The following is a 23,114-nucleotide window of genomic DNA, read 5'->3' as shown; positions in this document are numbered from 1 at the left end:
TTATTAGACATGAAAATTGAACAAATATATACTGGATGTATTGCTCACGCAGCTTATTATATTGAAAATAATGGTGAAGCTGCAATTTTTGATCCATTAAGAGAAGTTGAACCCTATATTGAAAAAGCAAAAAAAGATAACGCAAAAATAAAATATATTTTTGAAACACATTTCCATGCAGATTTTGTTTCGGGTCACTTAGATTTAGCACAAAAAACGGGTGCAAAAATAGTTTATGGACCAACTGCAAAACCTAATTTTGAAGCTATTATAGCAGAAGATAGTCAAGAATTTTCAATAGGAAATTACACTATAAAAGCTATTCACACTCCAGGTCATACTTTAGAAAGCACCTGTTATTTATTAATCGATGAAAATGGAAAAGAGCATGGCATTATAACTGGTGATACTTTATTTATAGGTGATGTAGGTAGGCCAGATTTAGCTCAAAAATTAGTAGCCGATTTAACACAAGATAAACTGGCTGAATATTTATTTCATTCGCTCCGAGAAAAAATCATGCCATTAAGTGATGATTTAATTGTTTATCCAAATCATGGTGCTGGAAGCGCATGTGGTAAAAACATGAGTAAAGAAACAACAGACACATTAGGAAATCAGAAAAAAAACAATTATGCATTACGTGCAAACATGACAATCGAAGAATTCAAAAAAGAATTATTAGATGGTCTTTTACCACCACCAGCTTATTTTCCGCAAAATGTTTTAATGAATATTCAAGGATATGAGAGTTTGGACACTGTAAAAGAAAAAGCAAATAATCCTTTAACTCCAAAAGAATTCGAAGCAATAGCTAATCAAACTGAAGCAGTCATTTTGGATGTACGCAACGAATATGACTTTATAAAAGAACATGTTCCCAACTCAATTTTTATTGGTTTACATGGGCAATTTGCTCCTTGGGTAGGTGCATTAATTAAAGATGTAAAACAACCTATTTTATTAATTACTCCAGAAGGGAAAGAAGAAGAAACTGTCACTCGTTTATCGAGAGTTGGATTCGATAATACTCTAGGCTATTTAGAAGGTGGCTTAGAAACATGGAAAAAAGCGGGCTATGAAGTAGATTCAATTCAATCTATTTCTCCTGATGAATTTGCTAAAGAATATAATACTGCACCTGTTATTGATGCCAGAAAACCAGGAGAATATAGTGCAGAACATGTTGAAAAAGCGATTAATATCCCTTTGGATTATATTAACGACCATATTGCTGAAATACCGAAAGAAGACACATTCTATGTTCATTGCGCTGGTGGTTACAGATCTGTTATTTGGGCATCTATTATGAAATCTCGAGGATATCACAATATGATAAATATTGAAAAAGGAATTGCAGGAATTAGAAATACTGCAGTGCCATTAACCAATTATGTTTGTCCATCCACATTAAAATAAATTATAAAAAATCAGGTTAAAGCCTGATTTTTTTATGAAAAATTTAATTCTAAAAAAGTGTTCAGAGTATTTTTATTTGAATACATTTGCCTAAAATTAAATGACATAATTATAAATGAAAAAATTTTTAGTATTATTTGCATCTGCTTTAGCATTCACATCATGTAACAAAGCTTTAGAAAATCAATATCAAATTACAGGAACAGTTAAAGGTGTTGAAAATGGTAAAAAATTAATAATTCAATTACAAGATGAAATAGGACAACCACTACCTAAAGATACTGCAGTTGTTGAAAATGGTAAATTTGAATTTAAAGGCGATGTAAAAGGTATAGATATTGCTTTCTTAAAATCGGAAGATGGAATGCAAGTACTGCCTTTCATTTTTGAAGAAGGTAAAACAGAAATTGAATTTAATAATGATAGTATTCACAAATCAAAAATTGGTGGTACTTATAATAATCAGAAATTTCAAGAGTTTAATGATGCTGCTACCAAAGTTGGTGATAAAATAAATCAATTCAAAAAGAATAATGATGAGAAAATGAAAACAGCTCAAACTTCGAATGATACTGTTGTTATGAATCAAATCATGAAAGAATATAGAGTTATACAAGAAGAAACTCAAAAAAACATGAAGGATACTTATACTAACTTTGTAAAATCGAATCCTAAAGCTTACGTTTCAGCCTTATTATTAGAAAATATGTTAATGAGTAATGGCTTAACAACTGAAGAAGTAAAAGAATACTTTGAAAAATTTGACAAATCCTTATTAGATACTAAACCAGGTAAAAGTATTAAAAAGACTTTAGATGCAGCAACTGCAATTACTAATGGAAAAGCAGCTCCTGAATTTAGCGGTCCTTCACCTGATGGTAAAACTATTTCTTTAAAAGAATCATTAGGAAAAGTAACTATTATCGACTTTTGGGCTTCATGGTGCAAACCTTGTCGTGCAGAAAATCCTAATGTTGTAGCTTTATACAATGAATTACATGAAAAAGGATTAAATATTATAGGAGTTTCTTTAGATAAAGATGCTGAAAGCTGGAAAAAGGCTATTGCTGATGATGGCTTAGTATGGAATCATGTTTCAAATCTTAAATTTTGGAAAGAACCTATAGCAGAACAATACAATGTAAAATCTATTCCAGCTACTTTTATCTTAGATGAAAAAGGAAATATTGTTGCAAAAGACCTAAGAGGAGAAGAATTGAAAGCAAAAGTAAAAGAACTTTTAGGCTTATAATACATCAAATCTTTATATAAATAAAAAAAATCTCCCTAGGGAGATTTTTTTTATACTTTCATTTACAAACAGTTATAAAATTATTAAAAAAATAGCTTAATTTTTATTTGCAAGTATTAAAAACAATAGTATATTTGCAATCGCTAAGTCAAAGTAGCGACAGGCTGGGGAGATACTCAAGCGGCCAACGAGGGCAGACTGTAAATCTGCTGGGAAACCTTCGCAGGTTCGAATCCTGCTCTCCCCACAAAAAAAGCATCAAGTAATTGATGCTTTTTTATTTTTATAAATCTTATTCTTTTTTATTCTAACACAAAACTTATTGTAACATTTGCCGTTACTTCTATTTCGCCAATAGCTAAAGTTTCATTTGCTGTATCCATTTCCGCTTTTAACATCACATTTCTATACATCGGTTGTGGATAGTTTGGTGTAGATGTATCCGAAATAATGATTGCTTTACCTATCTTTTGCCCCAAAACCAAAACATAATCCTCAGCTTTCATTTTTGCATCCAGAACTGCTTTTTTTCTTGCTTCTGTTTCATATTCTTTCAACTTTGATGATTTAAATTCAACTCCTTGAATTTGATTAATTCCCGTGTTAACCAAATCCATCATAATTGCTTCGTATTTTGACAAATCTTTTAAATGTATTTTCAAAGTTTGACTGGCTACATAACTATTCTTTTTGGTTTGATAATCATAATTTTTATATAAAGAAACTCTTTCCGATTGAAAATCTGCCACAGGAATACCTTTACCTTTAATTGTTTTAATTACCAAATCAATTGTTTCATCATTTTTTTTCTTTACTTCTTTAGCGTCTGTCCCTGAATTTTCCACTCCTACAGTAATTATTACTTCATCTGGAACTACTTTAATCTTCCCTTCACCTGAAACGGTTACTTGCGGTACTGGAATTAATTTGTTTTCTTGGGCTTGATTCATCATGGTTGTAAATACTAATACAAAGGTTAAAATTGTCTTTTTCATATGTTTATTTTTGTGTAAATAATTCAAAAGCTATGCCAAACTAAAATCTCTTAGTTTTATCCATGTAAAACAGAATAATTATAGGAATCATTAATAGAAATACAATCTTTGTATTAGATTGAAATAAGTCGGGTTGTTTTATTAATGTAATCAAATAACCTCCTATTGCCCCTCCAAAATGAGCTGTATGACCAATATGATCGTTTTTAGCTTTCATTCCATAAATAGAATACAAAAGATATCCTATTCCAAAAATATAACCTGGAATAAAACCATAAAATCTCATTTGCTGATGCACATCTAATAAAATGGAAGCATAAATTATTCCCATAACTGCTCCCGATGCACCTACGGCTCTGTAATAATAATCATTTTTATGCATATAAAGAGTTAACATACTTCCTGCAATCATACTCCCAAAATAAACATATAAGAAATATATAGAACCTAAATTATCAATAACTACAGGGGCAAAAAAATACAGTGTAATCATGTTAAATAATAAATGCATGAAATCGACATGTATAAATCCAGAAGTTATCATTCTAAGTTGTTCTCCAGAGCGTATTCTACCTATATGAAATTCATATTTTCGAAAAAAATTTTCATCATTAAAACCTTTGTAACTAATCAAAGCTGTTATTCCTATAATAACAAGTAATAGTAAATTCATTTTGCTATTTTTTATGTAAATTTAATAATACTTTATGTATTTTCTTATGCTTTTAAAGAAGTATATTTGTAAAAAAAATAATATGCAACTCGACTATAAAGGTTATATGTTAGGTATGTCTATAGAGGAGATTAATCGGTTACATCGTTTTAGATCAACTGGAAAATTTGTCAACTCTAAAGAAGAATTTCAAAAAATAACAAAAATATCTACAGAGTTATTAAATGAAATTTCTCCCTATTTTAAGTTTCCAGATTGGATTACTTCAAATAAAGTTTCTACTAAAGAAGCAGTTTCTTTTCAAGAAAAAAAAGTTAAAATAATTCCAAAAGAATTAAATCAAGCTACTAAAGAAGATTTTATGGAAGTGTTTGGAATAGGAGATAAAATTTCAGATATCATACTCAAAGAAAAAGAAAAGTTGGGTCAATTTGCTACAATTGAACAACTTCAGTTTATTTGGGGAATTTCACCAGAAGTCTATGAGGAATGTAAACGGAGATTCTATGTTCAATCTAATGCTAATTTGAAAAAGATTTTTATTAATACTGCTTCAGTTAAAGAATTGAGTAAATTTCCCTATTTTAATTATGCTTTTTCAAAAGAAATTGTCACTTATAGGAGTATGAATGGTACTTTTTCCTCTATTGACGATTTAGCAAAAATTAACAACTGTCCTTTAGAAAAATTAAAAATAATCGCCTTATATTTGGAATTCTAAAAAAATAACTCAATTTAATCAAATCAGTTTGAGATTTATGAATTCAAAATACTTCACAGAAGAACATCAATTATTTAGATCTAGTTTTAGAGATTTTTTACAAAAAGAAGTCGTACCTCATATAGAAAAATGGGAAAAAAGCGGTACTATTGAACGTTTTATTTGGAAAAAATTTGGAGAAATGGGTTTCTTTGGATTAAAATATCCTGAAGCCTATGGAGGACTTAATTTAGATTTATTTTATACCGTAATCTTTTTGGAAGAACTTCAAAAAATAAAATCAGCTGGATTTGCTGCTGCTATGTGGGCTCATTCTTATTTAGCAATGACACATTTGAATGCGGAAGGAAGTGAACAAATTAAAGAAAATTTTTTAGCACCTAGTATTTCAGGTGATAAAATTGGGGCTCTATGTATTACAGAACCTTTTGGAGGGAGTGATGTGGCTGGAATGAGAACAACAGCTATAAAAAAAGGAAATCAATATATCCTTAATGGTTCTAAAACATTTATTACAAATGGCGTATATGCCGATTATTATGTAGTTGCTGCTAAAACAAACCCAGAGTTAGGAAATAAAGGTATTAGTATTTTTTTAATTGAAACAAATACTCCAGGTGTAAATGCTACAAAATTGGATAAATTAGGTTGGAGAGCATCTGATACAGCAGAAATTTCTTTTGATAATGTAGCTATTCCTTTAGAAAACTTAATGGGAGAAGAAGGTAAAGGATTTCCATATATCATGCAACATTTTGCTTTGGAAAGATTGGTTATGGCTATCAATGCACATGCAAGAGCTGATTACGCGATAGAGTATACTTTAGAATATATGTCGCAAAGAGAAGCTTTTGGAAAATCAATTGATAAGTTCCAAGCATTAAGACATAAAATAGTAGAACATACTACAGATGTGGAACATTGTAAGGTTTTTAATTATGAAGCTATAGCTCGTTTAAATAATGGAGAATATGTTGTTAAAGAAGCAACAATGGCTAAATTAAAATCTACAAAAGTGGCAGATGAAACCATATACAGTTGTTTACAAATGCTAGGAGGTTATGGTTATATGGAAGAATATCCATTGGCTCGATTGTTTAGAGATAGTCGTTTAGGACCTATCGGAGGAGGAACTTCAGAAATTTTAAAAGAGATTCTTTCAAAAATGATAATTGATAATAAAAATTATAAGCCCGCTGTAGAATAATTTTTAGAAGCTCTATCCTGCTGTCCGCTATATCTTTTTTGTTATCAACCCCGTTTGACAACAAAAAAGGATGTCGCTTCCATCAGGGCTAAAAAGAAATTATAAAAATAATTCATAATTTATTATTCATATTTAAAAATAAAATTATAATTTTGCGGTCTAAATGAAAGGGGGTGCCTAAATTATGTTAATTATTCCAATTAAAGACGGAGAAAATATCGATAAAGCGTTAAAACGTTACAAAAGAAAATTTGATAAAACAGGAACTGTTCGTCAATTAAGAGCGAGACAAGCTTTCCACAAACCGTCAATCGTTAAAAGAGCTGTTATTCAAAAAGCTGCTTACATTCAAAGATTAAAAGATTCTTTAGAGTCATAATATTTTTGAATTAAAAATATAAAACCGTTAGAGAATAAAGTGTAACTTTGTTTCTAACGGTTTTTTTATGGCATCAAATTTTCAAGCATATCAGGATTATCTACTTAAGGAGAAAAAGTATTCTCCTCTTACCGTAAATGCATATTGCAATGATATTTTAAGTTTTCAGCAATTTTTAGATGAAAAACATGATAAAATAAATTTGGAATCAGTAATTTATCCTTTAATTAGAAGTTGGATAGTGTTATTAGTAGAAGAAGGAATTTCAAATAAGTCTATTAATAGGAAAGTGTCTGCTTTAAAATCCTTTTATAAGTTTCTGCTTAAGATAAAACAAATCCAAGTTAATCCTTTGTTAAAGCATAAATCTCTAAAAACACCAAAAAAAGTTCAAGTTCCATTTTCAGAAAAAGAAATGGAAGCGGTTTTCGATGTGAGTCAGTTTTCAAAAAATGTTTTTGAAGATAAACGGAATCAATTAATCTTAGAATTGTTTTACACAACAGGTATAAGGAGGGCAGAATTGATTAATTTAAAAATACATAATATTGATTTTTCAAATCGTACTGTAAAAGTTCTAGGTAAAAGAAATAAAGAAAGAATTATTCCTCTACTAGAATGTACACTTATTTTGCTTCAAAAATATTTAGAATTACGCCTAGAAATGCTAGAAGGAGTAACTTCTGAAGTGTTAATTTTGTCAAAAAACAAAAATAAAGTTAGTGAATCATTTGTCTATCGTTTAATTAATGATTACTTTAGTAGTGTGTCTCTTAAGGTGAAAAAGAGTCCTCACGTTCTTAGGCATTCATTCGCAACTCATTTGCTAAATAATGGTGCCGATTTAAATTCAGTAAAAGAATTATTGGGTCATGCTAGTTTGTCTTCTACACAAATATATACTCATAGTAGCCTCGCAGAGTTAAAAAAAGTGTATCAAGATACGCATCCTAGAAACCGTAAATAATTCACTTGTTTAACCTATGTAATTATTAAAAGTATGAAAGTAAATGTTCAGGCAGTTAACTTTAATGTAGACAAAAAATTAGTTAACTTTATTCAAGAGCGATTAGGTAAATTGGAAAAATATTTTGATAAAGTCATTTCTTCTGAAGTGTTTTTGAAATTAGAAAACACAAGTGATAAAGAAAATAAAACAGTAGAGATAAAAATTAATGTTCCAGGAGACGAGTTTGTGGTAAAAAAAACGTGTAAAACCTTTGAAGAAGCTGTAGATTCGTCTGAAGAATCTCTTGAAAGAGTTTTAGTAAAATATAAAGAAAAAATAAGAGCTCACGCTTAATTAAAAAAAAAGACAAAAAAAGTTTTGAATAAAAAATAAATTCTATACATTTGCAGTCCGTTAGAAATAGCGGACTTTTTTATTGTGTTGCCGGTGTAGCTCAGCTGGCTAGAGCAGCTGATTTGTAATCAGCAGGTCGTGGGTTCGAGTCCCTCCATCGGCTCTTAAATATAAGCAACTGATAATAAAAAAGTTAGGGGAGATACTCAAGCGGCCAACGAGGGCAGACTGTAAATCTGCTGGGTAACCTTCGCAGGTTCGAATCCTGCTCTCCCCACTAACATTCCTGTTGATGACAGATGTAAGCCGGTGTAGCTCAGGGGTAGAGTGCTTCCTTGGTAAGGAAGAGGTCACGGGTTCAAATCCCGTCATTGGCTCTGGAGATGTTATAATTTTTGAACACTAATAAATAACTAAGATTAAATTATTAAATCATGGCAAAAGGAAATTTTGATCGTTCCAAACCACACTTAAACATTGGTACTATTGGACACGTAGATCACGGTAAAACAACTTTAACTGCTGCAATAACTAAAGTGTTAGCTGATGCTGGTTATTCTGAAGCAAAATCGTTTGATCAAATTGATAATGCACCGGAAGAAAAAGAAAGAGGTATTACTATTAATACTTCTCACGTAGAATATGCTACAGCAAATCGTCACTATGCTCACGTTGACTGTCCAGGTCACGCGGATTACGTTAAGAACATGGTAACTGGAGCTGCTCAAATGGATGGAGCTATCTTAGTAGTTGCTGCTACTGATGGTCCTATGCCACAAACACGTGAACACATCCTTTTAGGTCGCCAAGTAGGTGTTCCAAGAATGGTTGTTTTCATGAACAAAGTTGATATGGTTGATGATGCTGAGTTATTAGAGCTTGTTGAAATGGAAATTAGAGATTTATTATCTTTCTATCAATATGATGGTGATAATGGTCCTGTTGTTCAAGGTTCTGCATTAGGAGCTTTAAATGGTGAGCCAAAATGGGTTGATACAGTATTAGCTTTAATGGAAGCAGTTGATAACTGGATTGAATTACCAGCTCGTGATGTTGATAAGCCATTCTTGATGCCAGTTGAAGACGTATTTACAATTACGGGTCGTGGAACTGTTGCTACAGGTCGTATCGAAACTGGTATTGCAAACACTGGAGATCCAGTTGAAATCGTTGGTATGGGTGCTGAGAAATTAACTTCAACTATTACAGGTATTGAAATGTTCCGTCAAATCTTAGATAGAGGTGAGGCTGGAGATAACGCAGGTATCTTATTGAGAGGTATTGCTAAAGAAGATATCAAAAGAGGAATGGTTATTGTTAAGCCAGGATCTGTTAAACCACACGCTCATTTCAAAGCAGAGGTGTATATCTTGAAAAAAGAAGAAGGTGGACGTCATACTCCATTCCATAATAACTACCGTCCTCAGTTTTATGTACGTACAACTGACGTAACTGGTACTATTACTTTACCAGCTGGTGTAGAAATGGTTATGCCAGGTGATAACTTAACTATTGAAGTTAAATTGTTAAGTGCTATTGCATTATCTGTTGGATTACGTTTCGCAGTTCGTGAAGGTGGTAGAACAGTTGGTGCTGGTCAGGTAACTGAAATCTTAGACTAATTTTTAAGTCTATAAAATAAATAAAAGCCAGTTGATTTTTCAACTGGCTTATAATAAACGGGCGTAGTACAAGGGCTAGTATAGTGGTCTCCAAAACCATTGATGGGGGTTCGAATCCCTCCGCCCGTGCAAATCATATAAAGTAATGACGAATTTTGTTAATTATATTTCAGAAGCATTTCAAGAATTGAAATCTAATGTAACTTGGCCTGAATGGGCTGAAGTTCAGCGTTTAACAATTATAGTAGCTTTGTTTTCAGTTATTTTTGCGCTTTTGACTTATGGTGTAGATCAATTGTTTGTTAAAGCTCTTGAAGGCTTTTATAACTTACTAAGATAATATCATGGCGGATAATAATGTGAAAAAATGGTATGTTGTAAGGGCTGTAAGTGGTCAGGAAAATAAAGTTAAAGCTTATATTGAGTCTGAAACACTTAGATTGGGAGTATCTGACTATGTTTCTCAAGTTTTAGTACCTACTGAAAAAGTAGTTCAAATAAGAGATGGAAAAAAAATGGCTAAGGAAAAAGTATATTTCCCTGGCTATATCATGGTTGAAGCTAATCTTACTGGAGAGGTTCCGCATATTATTAAGTCTATTCCTGGTGTAATTGGTTTTTTAGGTGAAACTAAAGGAGGTGAACCTGTGCCTCTAAGGATGTCTGAAGTAAACAGAATGTTAGGTAAAGTAGATGAATTATCTGTTAAAGTAGATAATATCGCTATTCCTTTTTCGGTTGGAGAAACTGTGAAAGTAATAGATGGACCTTTTAATGGTTTTAATGGTTCTATTGAAAAAGTCAATGAAGAAAAACGTAAACTTGAAGTAATGGTGAAAATATTCGGAAGAAAAACACCATTAGAATTAAGTTTTATGCAAGTAGAAAAAATATAATAAGTTACATATACAATTCACATCAATCGCTTCCAATTGATAGATGTGCTAAATTTTTTTAAAAATGGCAAAAGAAGTTAGTAAAGTAGTTAAACTACAAGTTAAGGGAGGTGCTGCGAATCCATCGCCACCGGTTGGACCTGCTTTGGGGGCTGCTGGGGTTAACATCATGGAGTTTTGTAAGCAATTTAATGCTAGAACTCAAGATAAACCTGGCAAAGTTTTACCAGTACAAATTACTGTGTATAAAGACAAGTCATTTGACTTTGTTGTTAAAACGCCACCAGCTGCTATTCAATTATTAGAAGCAGCTAAAGTTAAGTCTGGTTCAGGACAACCAAATCGTAAAAAAGTAGCAAATGTTACTTGGGATCAAATTAGAACTATAGCAGAAGACAAGATGGCCGACTTAAATGCTTTCGAAATTGAAAAAGCAATGAGTATGGTTGCTGGAACTGCTAGATCTATGGGTATAACAGTATCTGGAAATGCTCCTTTTTAATCGTTAAAAGAATTAGACATGGCAAAATTGACAAAAAAACAAAAAGAGGCTGCTTCAAAAATTGAGAAGAACAAACAATATACATTAAAAGATGCTGCTGCATTAATTAAAGTAGTTGCTTCTGCAAAATTTGATGAGTCTGTAGATATAGCTGTTCGTTTAGGAGTAGATCCAAGAAAAGCGAATCAAATGGTAAGAGGTGTAGTAACATTACCTCATGGAACAGGAAAAGATGTACGTGTTTTAGCTTTAGTTACTCCAGATAAAGAATCTGAAGCTAAAGAAGCTGGTGCAGACTATGTAGGTCTTGACGATTATCTTCAAAAAATAAAAGATGGTTGGACAGATGTAGATGTTATTATTACTATGCCAGCTGTAATGGGTAAATTAGGTCCTTTAGGTCGTATTTTAGGACCAAGAGGTTTAATGCCTAATCCTAAAACAGGTACTGTAACTATGGATGTTGCAAAAGCTGTTCAAGAAGTTAAATCGGGTAAAATTGACTTTAAAGTTGATAAAACAGGTATCGTGCATGCGGGTATTGGAAAAGTATCTTTTGATGCTGATAAAATATACGATAATGCACATGAAATCATTCAAACATTAATTAAATTAAAACCAACTGCAGCTAAAGGTACTTATATTAAGTCTATACACTTATCAAGTACAATGAGTCCTGCTATTGCTTTAGATCCTAAAGCAGTATAATTTGGTAGTTAAAAATTTTTAGTATGACTAGAGAAGAAAAATCAATCGCTATTGAAGATTTAACTGCAAAGTTAGCGGGAGTAAATGTTATTTATTTAGCAGATACTTCAGGACTAGATGCAGATTCTACTTCAAACTTAAGAAGAGCTTGTTTTAAAGCAGGAATCAAATTAGAAGTAGTTAAAAATACATTGCTAGAAAAAGCAATGGAAGCTTCTGATACAGATTTTGGTGATTTATCATCAGTATTAAAAGGAAATACTTCTATAATGATTGCTGATGTTGCAAATGCTCCAGCTAAAATTATAAAAGAATTTCGTAAGAAAGGTAGTAAGCCAATCTTAAAAGGTGCTTACATTACTGAGGATGTATATATAGGTGATGAAAACTTAGATAAATTAGCTTCTATTAAATCTAGAGCTGAAGTTATTGGTGAAATCATCGGATTATTACAATCACCTGCTCAAAGAGTTATTGCTGCACTTCAAAACCAAGAAGGTAAAGAAGAGTCAGCTGAATAATAAAGAACGCACATTAATAAATTATAATTTTTACAAAACATTTTAAAAGATAGAAAAATGGCAGATTTGAAACAATTCGCAGAACAATTAGTTAACTTAACTGTAAAAGAAGTTAATGAATTAGCAACAATATTAAAAGATGACTATGGTATCGAGCCAGCTGCTGCTGCAGTTGTTGTGGCTGGTCCTGGTGATGCTGCTGTTGCTGCTGAGCAAACTGAATTCACTGTTGTATTGAAAGATGCAGGTGCTTCTAAATTAGCAGTTGTTAAAGCGGTTAAAGAATTAACAGGTTTAGGTCTTAAAGAAGCTAAAGATATGGTAGACGGTGCTCCTGCAAATGTTAAAGAAGGAGTTTCTAAAGATGAGGCTGAAGGTCTTAAGAAAGCTTTAGAAGAAGCTGGTGCTGTAGTTGAGCTTAAATAAGTTAAACTTAGGTATAAAACCAGGTTTAGGCCTTGAGATTTATTCTCAAAGGCCTAAACCATTTTTCGTATAAGAAAATTATGTTTTTAATTTCTTTATGAAATCTTGTAATTAATACGAAGAAAAAAAATAGACTATCTTTCCTGGTCTATCTTTAAAGATGTGTTAATTATATTAAAAGGAAGTATAAATTAAAATAGTGTTTTACACAAAAAAATTACTTTTTTTAAATCAAAATTTTGTCCATTGATGATAACAAATCAGACTGAAAGATTAAATTTTGCTTCTACGAAGAACATTCCTAATTATCCAGATTTTCTAGATATTCAGGTAAAATCATTTAAAGATTTTTTTCAACTAGAAACAAAATCAGACGAAAGAGGCAATGAAGGACTTTACAATACCTTCATGGAAAATTTCCCAATTACAGATACAAGAAACCAATTCGTTTTAGAATTTCTTGATTATTTTATTGATCCACCACGTTATACAATAGAAGAGTGTATTGATAGAGGTTTAACGTATAGTGTACCTTTGAAAGCACGTCTTAAATTGTATTGTACTGATCCTGAACATGAGGATTTTGAAACAATTGTTCAAGATGTTTATTTAGGGACAATCCCTTATATGACACCTAGTGGTACATTCGTAATTAATGGTGCTGAACGTGTAGTTGTATCTCAATTACATAGATCACCTGGAGTGTTTTTTGGGCAATCTTTCCATGCAAATGGAACAAAACTATATTCTGCAAGAATTATTCCTTTTAAAGGTTCTTGGATAGAATTTGCAACAGATATCAATAGTGTAATGTACGCTTATATTGATAGAAAGAAAAAATTACCTGTAACTACTTTATTTAGAGCTATCGGATTTGAAAGAGATAAAGATATTCTTGAAATTTTCGATTTAGCTGAAGAAATCAAAGTTTCTAAAACGGGTATTAAAAAATATATCGGTAGAAAACTTGCTGCTCGTGTTTTAAATACTTGGCATGAAGATTTCGTAGATGAAGATACTGGAGAAGTAGTATCTATTGAAAGAAATGAAATCATTTTAGATCGTGATACTATTTTAGATAAAGATAATGTTGAAGAAATTATAGATGCAGATGTAAAAGCTATTCTTTTACATAAGGAAGATAATAATGCAGCTGATTATACTATTATTCACAATACTTTACAGAAAGACCCTACAAACTCTGAAAAAGAGGCTGTTGAGCATATTTATAGACAATTACGTAACGCAGAACCACCTGATGAGGAAACGGCTCGCGGTATTATAGATAAATTATTCTTCTCTGATCAACGTTATAACTTAGGTGAAGTTGGTCGTTATAGAATGAACAAAAAATTACAGTTAGATATTCCAATGGAAAAGCAAGTCTTAACCAAAGAGGATATCATAACAATTGTTAAGTATTTGATTGAATTAATTAATTCTAAAGCAGAGATTGATGATATCGATCACTTATCTAACAGACGTGTAAGAACAGTTGGTGAACAATTATCACAACAATTTGGTGTAGGTCTTGCTCGTATGGCAAGAACTATTAGAGAAAGAATGAATGTTAGAGATAATGAAGTGTTTACACCTATCGATTTGATTAATGCAAAAACATTATCATCGGTAATAAACTCTTTCTTCGGAACCAATCAGTTGTCTCAATTTATGGATCAAACAAATCCATTAGCAGAGATTACTCATAAACGTCGTTTATCTGCATTAGGACCTGGAGGTTTATCTAGAGAGCGTGCTGGTTTCGAGGTTCGTGACGTTCACTATACGCATTACGGTCGTTTATGTCCTATTGAAACTCCAGAAGGACCAAACATTGGTCTTATCTCTTCATTAGGAGTTTATGCTAAAGTAAATGGAATGGGATTCATTGAAACTCCTTATCGTAAAGTAATGGATGGAGTTGTAGATTTAGTATCGGAACCAATTTATTTAAGTGCTGAAGAGGAAGAAGGAAAAATGATTGCACAAGCAAACATTGAAATGAATGATGGAGGTAAAATTACTGCTGAAAAGGTTATTGCTCGTGAAGAAGGCGATTTCCCAGTTGTGGAACCTAATGTGGTTCATTATACTGACGTAGCACCTAACCAAATTGCTTCTATTTCAGCTTCTTTAATTCCATTCTTAGAGCACGATGATGCGAACCGTGCCTTGATGGGATCAAACATGATGCGTCAGGCAGTTCCTTTGTTAAGACCAGAATCACCAATTGTGGGCACTGGTTTAGAAAGACAAGTGGCTTCTGATTCTCGCGTACTGATTAATGCTGAAGGCGAAGGTACAGTTACTTATGTAGACGCTAATAAAATTACAATCAAGTACGATAGAACGGAAGAAGAAAGAATGGTAAGTTTTGAAGAAGATGAAAAAACATACCAATTAATTAAATTTAGAAAAACGAACCAAAGTACTTCAATCAACTTAAAACCAATCGTTAGAAAAGGTGATAAAGTTGCTAAAGGACAAGTACTTTGTGAAGGATATGCAACACAAAATGGAGAGTTAGCTTTAGGTAGAAACTTAAAAGTAGCCTTCATGCCTTGGAAAGGTTATAACTTCGAGGATGCGATTGTAATTTCTGAAAAAGTTGTTCGTGATGATATTTTTACTTCTATTCACATTGATGATTATTCGTTAGAAGTTCGTGATACAAAATTAGGTAACGAAGAATTAACAAATGACATTCCAAACGTTTCTGAAGAAGCTACTAAAGATTTAGATGAAAATGGAATGATTCGTATTGGTGCAGAAGTAAAACCTGGTGATATTCTTATAGGAAAAATCACTCCAAAAGGAGAATCAGATCCAACACCAGAAGAAAAATTATTACGTGCTATCTTTGGTGATAAAGCGGGTGATGTAAAGGATGCTTCGTTAAAAGCTTCTCCATCATTACATGGTGTTGTTTTAGATAAAAAATTATTTGCTAAAGCAGTTAAAGATAAGCGTAAGCGTTCAAAAGACAAAGAAGATATCGATAAACTTGACATAGAATTTGAAGTTAAATTCAATGAATTAAAAGATAAATTAATCGAAAAATTATTTGTAATCATTGATGGTAAAACATCTCAAGGTGTAATGAATGATTTAGGTGAAGAAGTATTGCCAAAAGGTAAAAAATTCACTAAAAAAATGTTACAATCAGTTGAAGATTTTGCTCACTTAACAAAAGGACAATGGACAACCGACGAGGTTACTAATAAAATGGTAAATGATTTAGTTCATAACTTTAAAATTAAGTTAAATGACTTACAAGGTTGGTTGAGAAGAGAGAAGTTTACGATTACAGTTGGAGATGAGTTACCAGCTGGAATTTTAAAATTAGCTAAAGTTTATATCGCTAAAAAACGTAAGTTAAAAGTAGGGGATAAAATGGCGGGTCGTCACGGTAACAAAGGTATTGTGGCTAGAATTGTACGTCATGAAGATATGCCTTTCTTAGAAGATGGAACACCAGTTGATATTGTATTGAATCCACTTGGGGTACCTTCTCGTATGAACATTGGGCAGATTTATGAAACCGTATTAGGATGGGCTGGAATGAATTTAGGTAAAAAATTCGCTACACCTATTTTTGACGGAGCTTCTTTAGATCAAATCAATGCTTTAACTGATGAAGCTGGAATTCCAAGATTCGGTCATACCTATTTATATGATGGTGGTACTGGAGAACGTTTCCACCAACCAGCAACTGTGGGTGTAATTTACATGTTGAAATTAGGACACATGGTAGATGATAAAATGCACGCTCGTTCTATTGGTCCATACTCTTTAATTACGCAACAACCATTAGGAGGTAAAGCTCAATTCGGAGGTCAGCGTTTTGGAGAAATGGAGGTTTGGGCACTTGAAGCATATGGTGCATCAAGTACTTTAAGAGAAATATTGACGGTTAAATCTGATGATGTAATCGGTAGAGCTAAAACTTACGAGTCCATCGTAAAAGGAGAAACAATGCCAGAACCAGGATTACCTGAATCATTCAATGTATTAATGCATGAATTGAAAGGTCTTGGTTTAGACATCAGATTAGAAGAATAAATAAAGCAGTAACAGTCTCAGTCGCAGTAATCAGTTTTGCGACTGAATACTGAGACTGTTGCCCTTAATTGGGAACTGTATAACTGAACAAAAGTTTTTTACAAAAAATCGATAGTAATCAGATCATGACAAGATTAAAAGATAAAAACACCGTTAAAAGATTTAACAGAATTACGATAGGATTGGCTTCACCAGAATCTATTTTGGCAGAGTCAAGAGGTGAGGTTTTAAAACCTGAAACTATTAACTATCGTACGCACAAACCTGAAAGAGATGGTCTTTTCTGTGAAAGAATTTTCGGACCAGTAAAGGATTATGAATGTGCCTGCGGAAAATATAAAAGAATCCGTTATAAAGGGATTGTTTGTGACCGTTGTGGTGTTGAAGTAACAGAAAAGAAAGTTCGTAGAGATAGAGTAGGTCACATTAATTTAGTGGTGCCTATCGCTCACATATGGTATTTCCGTTCGTTACCCAATAAAATTGGTTACATTTTAGGATTACCTTCTAAGAAATTAGATATGATTATTTACTACGAAAGATATGTAGTAATTCAACCAGGTATTGCTAAAGGACCAGAAGGTGAAACTTTAAATAAATTAGATTTCTTAACAGAAGAAGAGTATTTGAATATTTTAGATACCCTTCCAATGGAAAATCAATATTTAGATGATACCGATCCAAATAAATTCATCGCTAAAATGGGTGCTGAATGTATTATGGATTTATTATCAAGAATTGATTTAGATTCTTTGTCGTTTGAATTGCGTCACGCTGCAAACACTGAGACATCTAAACAACGTAAAACAGAAGCTTTAAAACGTTTAAACATCGTTGAGTCTTTCCGTGAAGCTAACTTAAACAGAGAAAACCTTCCAGAATGGATGATCTTAAAAGTAATTCCAGTTATTCCACCAGAATTACGTCCGTTGGTGCCACTAGATGGAGGTCGTTTCGCTACTTCAGATTTAAATGATTTGTACAGAAGAGTAATCATCCGTAACAATCGTTTGAAAAGATTAGTTGAGATTAAAGCTCCAGAAGTTATCTTACGTAACGAAAAACGTATGCTTCAAGAAGCAGTAGATTCGTTATTTGATAATACTAGAAAAGCATCTGCTGTTAAGACAGAATCAAACAGACCTTTAAAATCATTATCGGATTCCTTAAAAGGTAAACAAGGTCGTTTCCGTCAAAACTTATTAGGTAAACGTGTGGATTATTCAGCTCGTTCTGTAATTGTTGTAGGACCTGAATTGAAAATGTATGAGTGTGGTTTACCAAAAGATATGGCTGCAGAATTATACAAACCTTTTGTGATTCGTAAATTAATTGAAAGAGGTATTGTTAAAACTGTAAAATCAGCTAAGAAAATTATTGATAAAAAAGAGCCAGTAGTATGGGATATCTTAGAGAATGTAATCAAAGGACATCCAGTATTATTGAATCGTGCTCCTACGCTTCACCGTTTAGGTATTCAAGCTTTCCAACCAAAATTAATCGAAGGAAAAGCAATCCAGTTACACCCATTAACGTGTACTGCATTTAATGCCGATTTCGATGGTGACCAGATGGCTGTTCACTTACCTTTAGGACCAGAAGCAATTTTAGAAGCGCAATTATTAATGTTAGCTTCTCATAATATCTTGAACCCTGCGAATGGAGCACCTATTACAGTACCTTCTCAGGACATGGTTCTTGGTTTATATTATATGACTAAAGAGCGTTTATCTACTCCAGATTTAAAAATCAAAGGAGAAGGTTTAACTTTTTATTCAGCTGAAGAGGTAAATATCGCAATTAACGAAGGTAAATTAGACTTAAATGCGCGTATTAAAGTAAGAGCAAAAGATTTCAATGAAAATGGTGAATTAGTTTATAAAATAATCCAAACTACTGCAGGTAGAGTTTTATTTAATGAAGTAGTTCCTGAAAAGGCTGGTTATATTAACGAAGTCTTAACTAAAAAATCTTTACGTGATATTATTGGTAAAATCTTAGGAGTAACAGATGTACCTACAACTGCTGCTTTCTTAGATGATATGAAAAATATGGGTTATAAATTCGCTTTCCAAGGCGGTTTATCATTCAGTTTAGGGGATATTATTATTCCAGAAAAGAAACAAGATTTAATTGCTGATGCAAATGAACAAGTTGAGGCAATTACAATGAATTATAACATGGGTCTTATTACAAATAATGAGCGTTATAATCAGGTAATTGATGTTTGGACTTCTACTAATGCATTGTTAACTGAATTAGCAATGAAAAACATTAGAGAAGACCAACAAGGATTCAACTCGGTATATATGATGCTTGATTCTGGAGCAAGGGGTTCTAAAGAGCAAATTCGTCAGTTAACTGGTATGCGTGGTTTGATGGCTAAACCTAAAAAATCAACTGCTGGTGGTGGTGAAATTATTGAAAATCCGATTCTTTCTAACTTTAAAGAAGGATTATCGATCTTAGAATACTTTATATCAACTCACGGTGCTCGTAAAGGTCTTGCGGATACCGCTCTTAAAACTGCCGATGCAGGATACTTAACAAGAAGGTTGCATGACGTATCTCAAGATGTTATTGTAAACTCTGTAGATTGTGGTACTTTAAGAGGAATTGAGGTTACAGCATTAAAGAAAAATGAAGAAATTGTTGAGTCTTTAGGAGAAAGAATTTTAGGTCGTGTGGCTTTACATGATGTAATCAATCCTTTAACTTCTGAAGTATTAGTTCCAGCTGGTGAACAAATTACAGAAGCGTTAGTTAAGAAAATTGAGAACTCTCCTTTAGAAAGAATTGAAGTACGTTCTCCATTAACTTGTGAAGCTGAAAAAGGAATTTGTGCTAAATGTTACGGAAGAAACTTAGCAACTGGTAAAATGACTCAAAAAGGAGAAGCTGTTGGAGTTATTGCTGCACAGTCTATTGGTGAGCCTGGTACACAGTTAACACTACGTACGTTCCACGTTGGAGGGGTTGCTGGAGGTTTATCTGAAGAGTCAAGTATCATTACTAAATTTGCAGGTCGTTTAGAAATTGAGGATTTAAAAACGGTTGTAGGTGAAGATGCAGAAGGAAATTCAGTAGATATTGTTATTTCACGTTCTACGGAGTTAAAATTAGTAGATGTAACTACTGGTATCGTTTTAAATACTCATAATATTCCTTATGGTTCTAGTATTTTTGTAAAAGACGGAGAGACAGTCGAAAGAGGTACAACTATCTGTAAATGGGATCCATATAACGGGGTTATTATTTCTGAATTTACGGGTAAAGTAGAATATGAAGATATCAAACAAGGGGATTCGTTTGTAGTTGAAATTGACGAACAAACAGGTTTCCAAGAGAAAGTAATTTCTGAATCTCGTAATAAAAAATTAATTCCAACTTTACATATCTATGGTAAAGATGGTGAGTTAATTCGTTCGTACAACCTACCAGTAGGGGCACACTTAATGGTAGATGATGGAGAGAAAATTAAGGCAGGTAAAATTTTAGTAAAAATTCCTCGTCGTTCCTCTAAAGCGGGTGATATTACAGGAGGTTTACCTAGAATTACAGAGCTTTTAGAAGCGCGTAATCCTTCTAACCCAGCTGTAGTTTCTGAAATCGACGGTGTAGTTACTTTTGGTAAAATTAAGAGAGGAAATAGAGAGATTGCCATCGAATCTAAATTTGGTGAAGTGAAGAAATATTTAGTAAAACTTTCTAACCAAATCTTAGTTCAAGAGAATGACTATGTGAAAGCGGGAATGCCTCTTTCTGATGGTGCCATTACACCAGAAGATATCTTAAGAATTAAAGGACCATCTGCTGTACAACAGTACTTGGTAAATGAAATTCAAGAAGTATACCGTTTACAAGGGGTAAAAATTAATGACAAGCACTTTGAAGTGGTAATTCGTCAAATGATGCGTAAAGTTCAAATCCAAGATCCAGGTGATACACTATTCTTAGAAGATCAATTGGCTCACACAAGCGACTTTATCGTTGAAAATGATAAATTATACGGAATGAAAGTAATTGAAGACGCTGGAGATTCTCAAAATCTAAAAGCGGGTCAAATTATCTCTCCACGTCAATTACGTGATGAAAATTCACTATTAAAACGTGAAGACAAAAATCTAGTTGTTGCTAGAGATATTATCACTGCAACTGCTACACCTGTTCTTCAAGGTATTACAAGAGCTTCGTTACAAACGAAATCATTTATCTCTGCAGCTTCTTTCCAAGAAACGACAAAAGTATTAAATGAGGCAGCTGTTGCTGGTAAAATAGATACTTTAGAAGGATTGAAAGAAAATGTAATTGTAGGTCACAGAATTCCTGCAGGTACAGGTATGAGAGAATACGATAATACAATCGTAGGATCTAAAGAAGAATACAATGAATTAATGGCTGCTAAAGAAGAATTTAATTATTAATAAATTAGTAGTTCGTTACAATTAAGTATAACCAAACCTAACAGATAATTCTGTTAGGTTTTTTTTAAATCAGAAATTATGGAAAATAATAACCAACAAGGTCAAATTAATATTGAGTTAGATGAAAAAACAGCAGAAGGAATTTATTCTAATTTAGCCATTATTAATCACTCTAATAGTGAATTTGTATTAGATTTCATTGCAATTATGCCTGGAGTTCCCAAAGCAAAAGTGAAGTCTCGAATTGTTTTAACACCACAGCATGCCAAAAGGTTACTAAAAGCTATGGCTGAAAATATTCAACGTTTTGAAGCAGCTCATGGTAAAATAGAAGAAGGAGAACATCCTCAAATTCCTTTAAATTTTGGTCCTACTGGACAAGCTTAAAAAATATAAAACCATTTAGATCTTATTAACTAAATGGTTTTATTATTTTAGTTCCAATAAATTTTGATTTAATACAGATGGATATCGTTAAAATAGAAAAAACAGAGCTAGCAATCATAAAAGAGTTAGCATATACTATATGGCCCGTTGCTTACAAAGAAATTCTTTCTAAAGAGCAATTAGAATATATGCTAAATCAATTTTATGATGTTAGAGCTTTAGAAACCCAATTGGAAGATAAAGGGCATGTTTTTTATATGGTAATTAATGAAAGCAACAAACCTTTAGGTTTTGTTTCTTACGAATTGGATTGCCTGCCTCAAAAAACAAAAATTCATAAAATATATCTTTTGCCCGAAATGCAAGGAACAGGTTTAGGAAAGAAACTAGTAAATTTTGTAAAAGAGAAAGCTTTGGAAAATAATCAAATTGCTATTTTCTTGAATGTAAATAAATACAATCAAGCTAAGTTTTTCTACGAAAAAATAGGTTTCGCAATTGTAAAAGAAGAAGTTATCGATATCGGTAATAATTATGTAATGGATGATTATGTGATGGAATTAATTTTATAATATTTAAATGAAGCCAGTCATCTTATACTTTCTTGTATTAGTTTTTGTGCAATTTTCTAATGCTCAGGTATTTAACGCAGATTATTTTGATTATCATACCCAAATTAATAAAGCCGAAATATTTCTCTATAAGGATAAGAATGTAGATAGTTGTTTTTATTATTATGATAAAACTTTTAAAGAATTTGATTTTATCTTTTTGAAAGATTTACTAATTGCAGCACAAATAGCCAAAATAAATAAAAGAAATCCTCAAAAATATATTTTACAAGCTTTTGAAAATGGGCTTAAAATGAATCATTTAGATAATTTTCCTGTTTTAAAAGAAGCAACAGCAAAAATTATAAAAGATGATAAATTGCAGGATATTATTATTGAAAAAAGAAAAAAATATTTGAGTAGAATAGATTTCGATTATTTAGATAGAATATATGATTTTGCTATTAAGGATTTAAAAAACAGAGAATTAGATCTAAAAGACTATCATTCAAAATTAGCTTCGAATGTGACTGTTTTTTCTGAACTTATTCAATCAAAAGGTTTTCCTAGCGATAAGTTACTTGGAATTTCTGATTCTACCATTTTTAGAGAAGTTAAATTACCTAAAAATGATATTACTTCAAGAGAAAATAAAATTCCTACAAAGCATAAATTTTACAAAAGAATTACTGAAACGTATTTCTCTAATTATTTTTTAAATTTTTTCTTAAAAAATGCTAGCTTATGTTTTTTTAAATCAGTTTCGAAGGATGTAATTCTACGTGAAATTAAGAGGGGAAATTTGCATCCAAATGATCTTGCCTATCTTAGCGATTTAGCAAATTATAATTCGGTTTATAATCATTTAGATAATTGTGGAAATCTAAAAGTATATCCTTTTTTTAGCCCTAAATTAGATGAAAAAAATGAATTTAATATTTATGAATCTAATAAAATTAGAGAAGCGTTTTATATGCTTTCTTATGAAATTGAGGTATTAAAAAGAACTTATCAAAATGAAAATAAATCTTTAACCCTTTTTTATAACTCCGATTTTCAAAGGTAG

At 32.0% G+C, this 23,114-nt stretch carries 21 protein-coding genes and 5 tRNA genes; 24 read left to right on the top strand and 2 right to left on the bottom strand.

From position 1 onward, the window contains the following. Positions 1 to 9: 9 nt before the first annotated feature. The 3 genes from HALO113_RS05075 to HALO113_RS05065 all read left to right on the top strand — a co-directional run bounded on the left by HALO113_RS05075 (position 10) and on the right by HALO113_RS05065 (position 2,918). Entirely contained in the window at positions 10 to 1,419 is a 1,410-nt protein-coding gene (locus HALO113_RS05075) for a rhodanese-like domain-containing protein (protein ID WP_159777987.1), read from the top strand. A gap of 115 nt (positions 1,420 to 1,534) precedes the next feature. Continuing rightward, positions 1,535 to 2,671, top strand: a complete 1,137-nt coding sequence (locus HALO113_RS05070) for a TlpA disulfide reductase family protein (RefSeq protein ID WP_159777986.1) — start codon at positions 1,535 to 1,537, stop codon at positions 2,669 to 2,671. A 166-nt stretch (positions 2,672 to 2,837) separates the two neighbouring features. After that, positions 2,838 to 2,918, top strand: a tRNA-Tyr gene (locus tag HALO113_RS05065). A 55-nt stretch (positions 2,919 to 2,973) separates the two neighbouring features. Here HALO113_RS05065 and HALO113_RS05060 read toward each other — a convergent pair. Next, complete coding sequence (locus HALO113_RS05060; RefSeq protein ID WP_159777985.1) at positions 2,974 to 3,666, bottom strand: SIMPL domain-containing protein; 693 nt, start codon at positions 3,664 to 3,666, stop codon at positions 2,974 to 2,976. Between the two features lie 40 nt (positions 3,667 to 3,706). Continuing rightward, entirely contained in the window at positions 3,707 to 4,339 is a 633-nt protein-coding gene (locus tag HALO113_RS05055) for a rhomboid family intramembrane serine protease (protein WP_159777984.1), read from the bottom strand. 82 nt (positions 4,340 to 4,421) lie between these two features. Here HALO113_RS05055 and HALO113_RS05050 point away from each other — a divergent pair, with 82 nt between their 5' ends. The 21 genes from HALO113_RS05050 to HALO113_RS04950 all read left to right on the top strand — a co-directional run bounded on the left by HALO113_RS05050 (position 4,422) and on the right by HALO113_RS04950 (position 23,114). After that, on the top strand, positions 4,422 to 5,060 hold the full coding sequence (locus HALO113_RS05050) for a helix-hairpin-helix domain-containing protein (protein WP_236554597.1): 639 nt from the start codon (positions 4,422 to 4,424) through the stop codon (positions 5,058 to 5,060). A 37-nt stretch (positions 5,061 to 5,097) separates the two neighbouring features. Beyond that, entirely contained in the window at positions 5,098 to 6,267 is a 1,170-nt protein-coding gene (locus HALO113_RS05045) for an acyl-CoA dehydrogenase family protein (protein ID WP_159777983.1), read from the top strand. Positions 6,268 to 6,451: 184 nt separating this feature from the next. Then, on the top strand, positions 6,452 to 6,646 hold the full coding sequence (rpsU, locus tag HALO113_RS05040; RefSeq protein WP_140997633.1) for a 30S ribosomal protein S21: 195 nt from the start codon (positions 6,452 to 6,454) through the stop codon (positions 6,644 to 6,646). A 67-nt stretch (positions 6,647 to 6,713) separates the two neighbouring features. Then, positions 6,714 to 7,613, top strand: coding sequence for a tyrosine-type recombinase/integrase (locus HALO113_RS05035; RefSeq protein ID WP_159777982.1), 900 nt, complete (start codon positions 6,714 to 6,716; stop codon positions 7,611 to 7,613). Between the two features lie 33 nt (positions 7,614 to 7,646). Continuing rightward, positions 7,647 to 7,949, top strand: coding sequence for a ribosome hibernation-promoting factor, HPF/YfiA family (gene hpf, locus HALO113_RS05030; protein ID WP_159777981.1), 303 nt, complete (start codon positions 7,647 to 7,649; stop codon positions 7,947 to 7,949). Between the two features lie 89 nt (positions 7,950 to 8,038). Beyond that, positions 8,039 to 8,112: transfer RNA gene (locus tag HALO113_RS05025), tRNA-Thr, on the top strand. Positions 8,113 to 8,145: 33 nt separating this feature from the next. Then, a tRNA-Tyr gene (locus HALO113_RS05020) sits at positions 8,146 to 8,226 on the top strand. Between the two features lie 28 nt (positions 8,227 to 8,254). Beyond that, positions 8,255 to 8,326, top strand: a tRNA-Thr gene (locus HALO113_RS05015). A gap of 57 nt (positions 8,327 to 8,383) precedes the next feature. Then, positions 8,384 to 9,571, top strand: coding sequence for an elongation factor Tu (tuf, locus tag HALO113_RS05010; protein ID WP_159777980.1), 1,188 nt, complete (start codon positions 8,384 to 8,386; stop codon positions 9,569 to 9,571). A 57-nt stretch (positions 9,572 to 9,628) separates the two neighbouring features. Beyond that, positions 9,629 to 9,700 (top strand) — tRNA-Trp (locus HALO113_RS05005). Between the two features lie 16 nt (positions 9,701 to 9,716). Continuing rightward, positions 9,717 to 9,911 (top strand): preprotein translocase subunit SecE, encoded by a 195-nt coding sequence (gene secE / locus HALO113_RS05000; protein ID WP_159777979.1) that lies wholly within the window; start codon positions 9,717 to 9,719, stop codon positions 9,909 to 9,911. A 4-nt stretch (positions 9,912 to 9,915) separates the two neighbouring features. Beyond that, positions 9,916 to 10,467: a transcription termination/antitermination protein NusG gene (nusG, locus tag HALO113_RS04995; protein ID WP_159777978.1), complete on the top strand. Its 552-nt coding sequence runs from the start codon at positions 9,916 to 9,918 to the stop codon at positions 10,465 to 10,467. 64 nt (positions 10,468 to 10,531) lie between these two features. Continuing rightward, complete coding sequence (gene rplK / locus HALO113_RS04990) at positions 10,532 to 10,969, top strand: 50S ribosomal protein L11 (RefSeq protein WP_159777977.1); 438 nt, start codon at positions 10,532 to 10,534, stop codon at positions 10,967 to 10,969. Between the two features lie 18 nt (positions 10,970 to 10,987). Next, positions 10,988 to 11,677: a 50S ribosomal protein L1 gene (gene rplA / locus HALO113_RS04985; protein WP_159777976.1), complete on the top strand. Its 690-nt coding sequence runs from the start codon at positions 10,988 to 10,990 to the stop codon at positions 11,675 to 11,677. 23 nt (positions 11,678 to 11,700) lie between these two features. Further along, positions 11,701 to 12,198 carry a 50S ribosomal protein L10 gene (gene rplJ, locus HALO113_RS04980; RefSeq protein ID WP_159777975.1) on the top strand — a complete coding sequence of 166 codons (498 nt, stop codon included), beginning with the start codon at positions 11,701 to 11,703 and terminating at the stop codon, positions 12,196 to 12,198. A 57-nt stretch (positions 12,199 to 12,255) separates the two neighbouring features. Continuing rightward, complete coding sequence (gene rplL, locus HALO113_RS04975; RefSeq protein ID WP_159777974.1) at positions 12,256 to 12,624, top strand: 50S ribosomal protein L7/L12; 369 nt, start codon at positions 12,256 to 12,258, stop codon at positions 12,622 to 12,624. A 249-nt stretch (positions 12,625 to 12,873) separates the two neighbouring features. Next, positions 12,874 to 16,686 (top strand): DNA-directed RNA polymerase subunit beta, encoded by a 3,813-nt coding sequence (gene rpoB, locus HALO113_RS04970; protein ID WP_159777973.1) that lies wholly within the window; start codon positions 12,874 to 12,876, stop codon positions 16,684 to 16,686. 125 nt (positions 16,687 to 16,811) lie between these two features. Further along, positions 16,812 to 21,110 carry a DNA-directed RNA polymerase subunit beta' gene (rpoC, locus tag HALO113_RS04965; RefSeq protein ID WP_159777972.1) on the top strand — a complete coding sequence of 1,433 codons (4,299 nt, stop codon included), beginning with the start codon at positions 16,812 to 16,814 and terminating at the stop codon, positions 21,108 to 21,110. A 78-nt stretch (positions 21,111 to 21,188) separates the two neighbouring features. Continuing rightward, positions 21,189 to 21,497 (top strand): DUF3467 domain-containing protein, encoded by a 309-nt coding sequence (locus tag HALO113_RS04960; protein WP_159777971.1) that lies wholly within the window; start codon positions 21,189 to 21,191, stop codon positions 21,495 to 21,497. Between the two features lie 77 nt (positions 21,498 to 21,574). After that, entirely contained in the window at positions 21,575 to 22,069 is a 495-nt protein-coding gene (locus tag HALO113_RS04955; protein ID WP_159777970.1) for a GNAT family N-acetyltransferase, read from the top strand. A 7-nt stretch (positions 22,070 to 22,076) separates the two neighbouring features. Further along, positions 22,077 to 23,114, top strand: coding sequence for a hypothetical protein (locus HALO113_RS04950; RefSeq protein ID WP_159777969.1), 1,038 nt, complete (start codon positions 22,077 to 22,079; stop codon positions 23,112 to 23,114).

The sequence above is a fragment of the Flavobacterium sp. 9AF genome (assembly GCF_902506265.1).
GTDB lineage: Bacteria > Bacteroidota > Bacteroidia > Flavobacteriales > Flavobacteriaceae > Flavobacterium.
The sequence above is the reverse complement of the archived record's forward strand: the minus strand, read 5'-3'. Positions and strand labels throughout refer to the sequence as shown.

Coding starts and splice junctions, on each gene's coding strand:
- rpsU (WP_140997633.1), top strand. CDS start 6,452: ATGTTAATTATTCCAATTAAAGACGGAGAAAATATCGATAAAGCGTTA.
- HALO113_RS05045 (WP_159777983.1), top strand. CDS start 5,098: ATGAATTCAAAATACTTCACAGAAGAACATCAATTATTTAGATCTAGT.
- HALO113_RS05035 (WP_159777982.1), top strand. CDS start 6,714: ATGGCATCAAATTTTCAAGCATATCAGGATTATCTACTTAAGGAGAAA.
- rpoC (WP_159777972.1), top strand. CDS start 16,812: ATGACAAGATTAAAAGATAAAAACACCGTTAAAAGATTTAACAGAATT.
- hpf (WP_159777981.1), top strand. CDS start 7,647: ATGAAAGTAAATGTTCAGGCAGTTAACTTTAATGTAGACAAAAAATTA.
- rpoB (WP_159777973.1), top strand. CDS start 12,874: ATGATAACAAATCAGACTGAAAGATTAAATTTTGCTTCTACGAAGAAC.
- HALO113_RS05070 (WP_159777986.1), top strand. CDS start 1,535: ATGAAAAAATTTTTAGTATTATTTGCATCTGCTTTAGCATTCACATCA.
- rplJ (WP_159777975.1), top strand. CDS start 11,701: ATGACTAGAGAAGAAAAATCAATCGCTATTGAAGATTTAACTGCAAAG.
- HALO113_RS05075 (WP_159777987.1), top strand. CDS start 10: ATGAAAATTGAACAAATATATACTGGATGTATTGCTCACGCAGCTTAT.
- nusG (WP_159777978.1), top strand. CDS start 9,916: ATGGCGGATAATAATGTGAAAAAATGGTATGTTGTAAGGGCTGTAAGT.
- HALO113_RS05060 (WP_159777985.1), bottom strand. CDS start 3,666: ATGAAAAAGACAATTTTAACCTTTGTATTAGTATTTACAACCATGATG.
- tuf (WP_159777980.1), top strand. CDS start 8,384: ATGGCAAAAGGAAATTTTGATCGTTCCAAACCACACTTAAACATTGGT.
- secE (WP_159777979.1), top strand. CDS start 9,717: ATGACGAATTTTGTTAATTATATTTCAGAAGCATTTCAAGAATTGAAA.
- HALO113_RS04960 (WP_159777971.1), top strand. CDS start 21,189: ATGGAAAATAATAACCAACAAGGTCAAATTAATATTGAGTTAGATGAA.
- rplL (WP_159777974.1), top strand. CDS start 12,256: ATGGCAGATTTGAAACAATTCGCAGAACAATTAGTTAACTTAACTGTA.
- HALO113_RS05055 (WP_159777984.1), bottom strand. CDS start 4,339: ATGAATTTACTATTACTTGTTATTATAGGAATAACAGCTTTGATTAGT.
- rplK (WP_159777977.1), top strand. CDS start 10,532: ATGGCAAAAGAAGTTAGTAAAGTAGTTAAACTACAAGTTAAGGGAGGT.
- HALO113_RS04955 (WP_159777970.1), top strand. CDS start 21,575: ATGGATATCGTTAAAATAGAAAAAACAGAGCTAGCAATCATAAAAGAG.
- HALO113_RS04950 (WP_159777969.1), top strand. CDS start 22,077: ATGAAGCCAGTCATCTTATACTTTCTTGTATTAGTTTTTGTGCAATTT.
- HALO113_RS05050 (WP_236554597.1), top strand. CDS start 4,422: ATGCAACTCGACTATAAAGGTTATATGTTAGGTATGTCTATAGAGGAG.
- rplA (WP_159777976.1), top strand. CDS start 10,988: ATGGCAAAATTGACAAAAAAACAAAAAGAGGCTGCTTCAAAAATTGAG.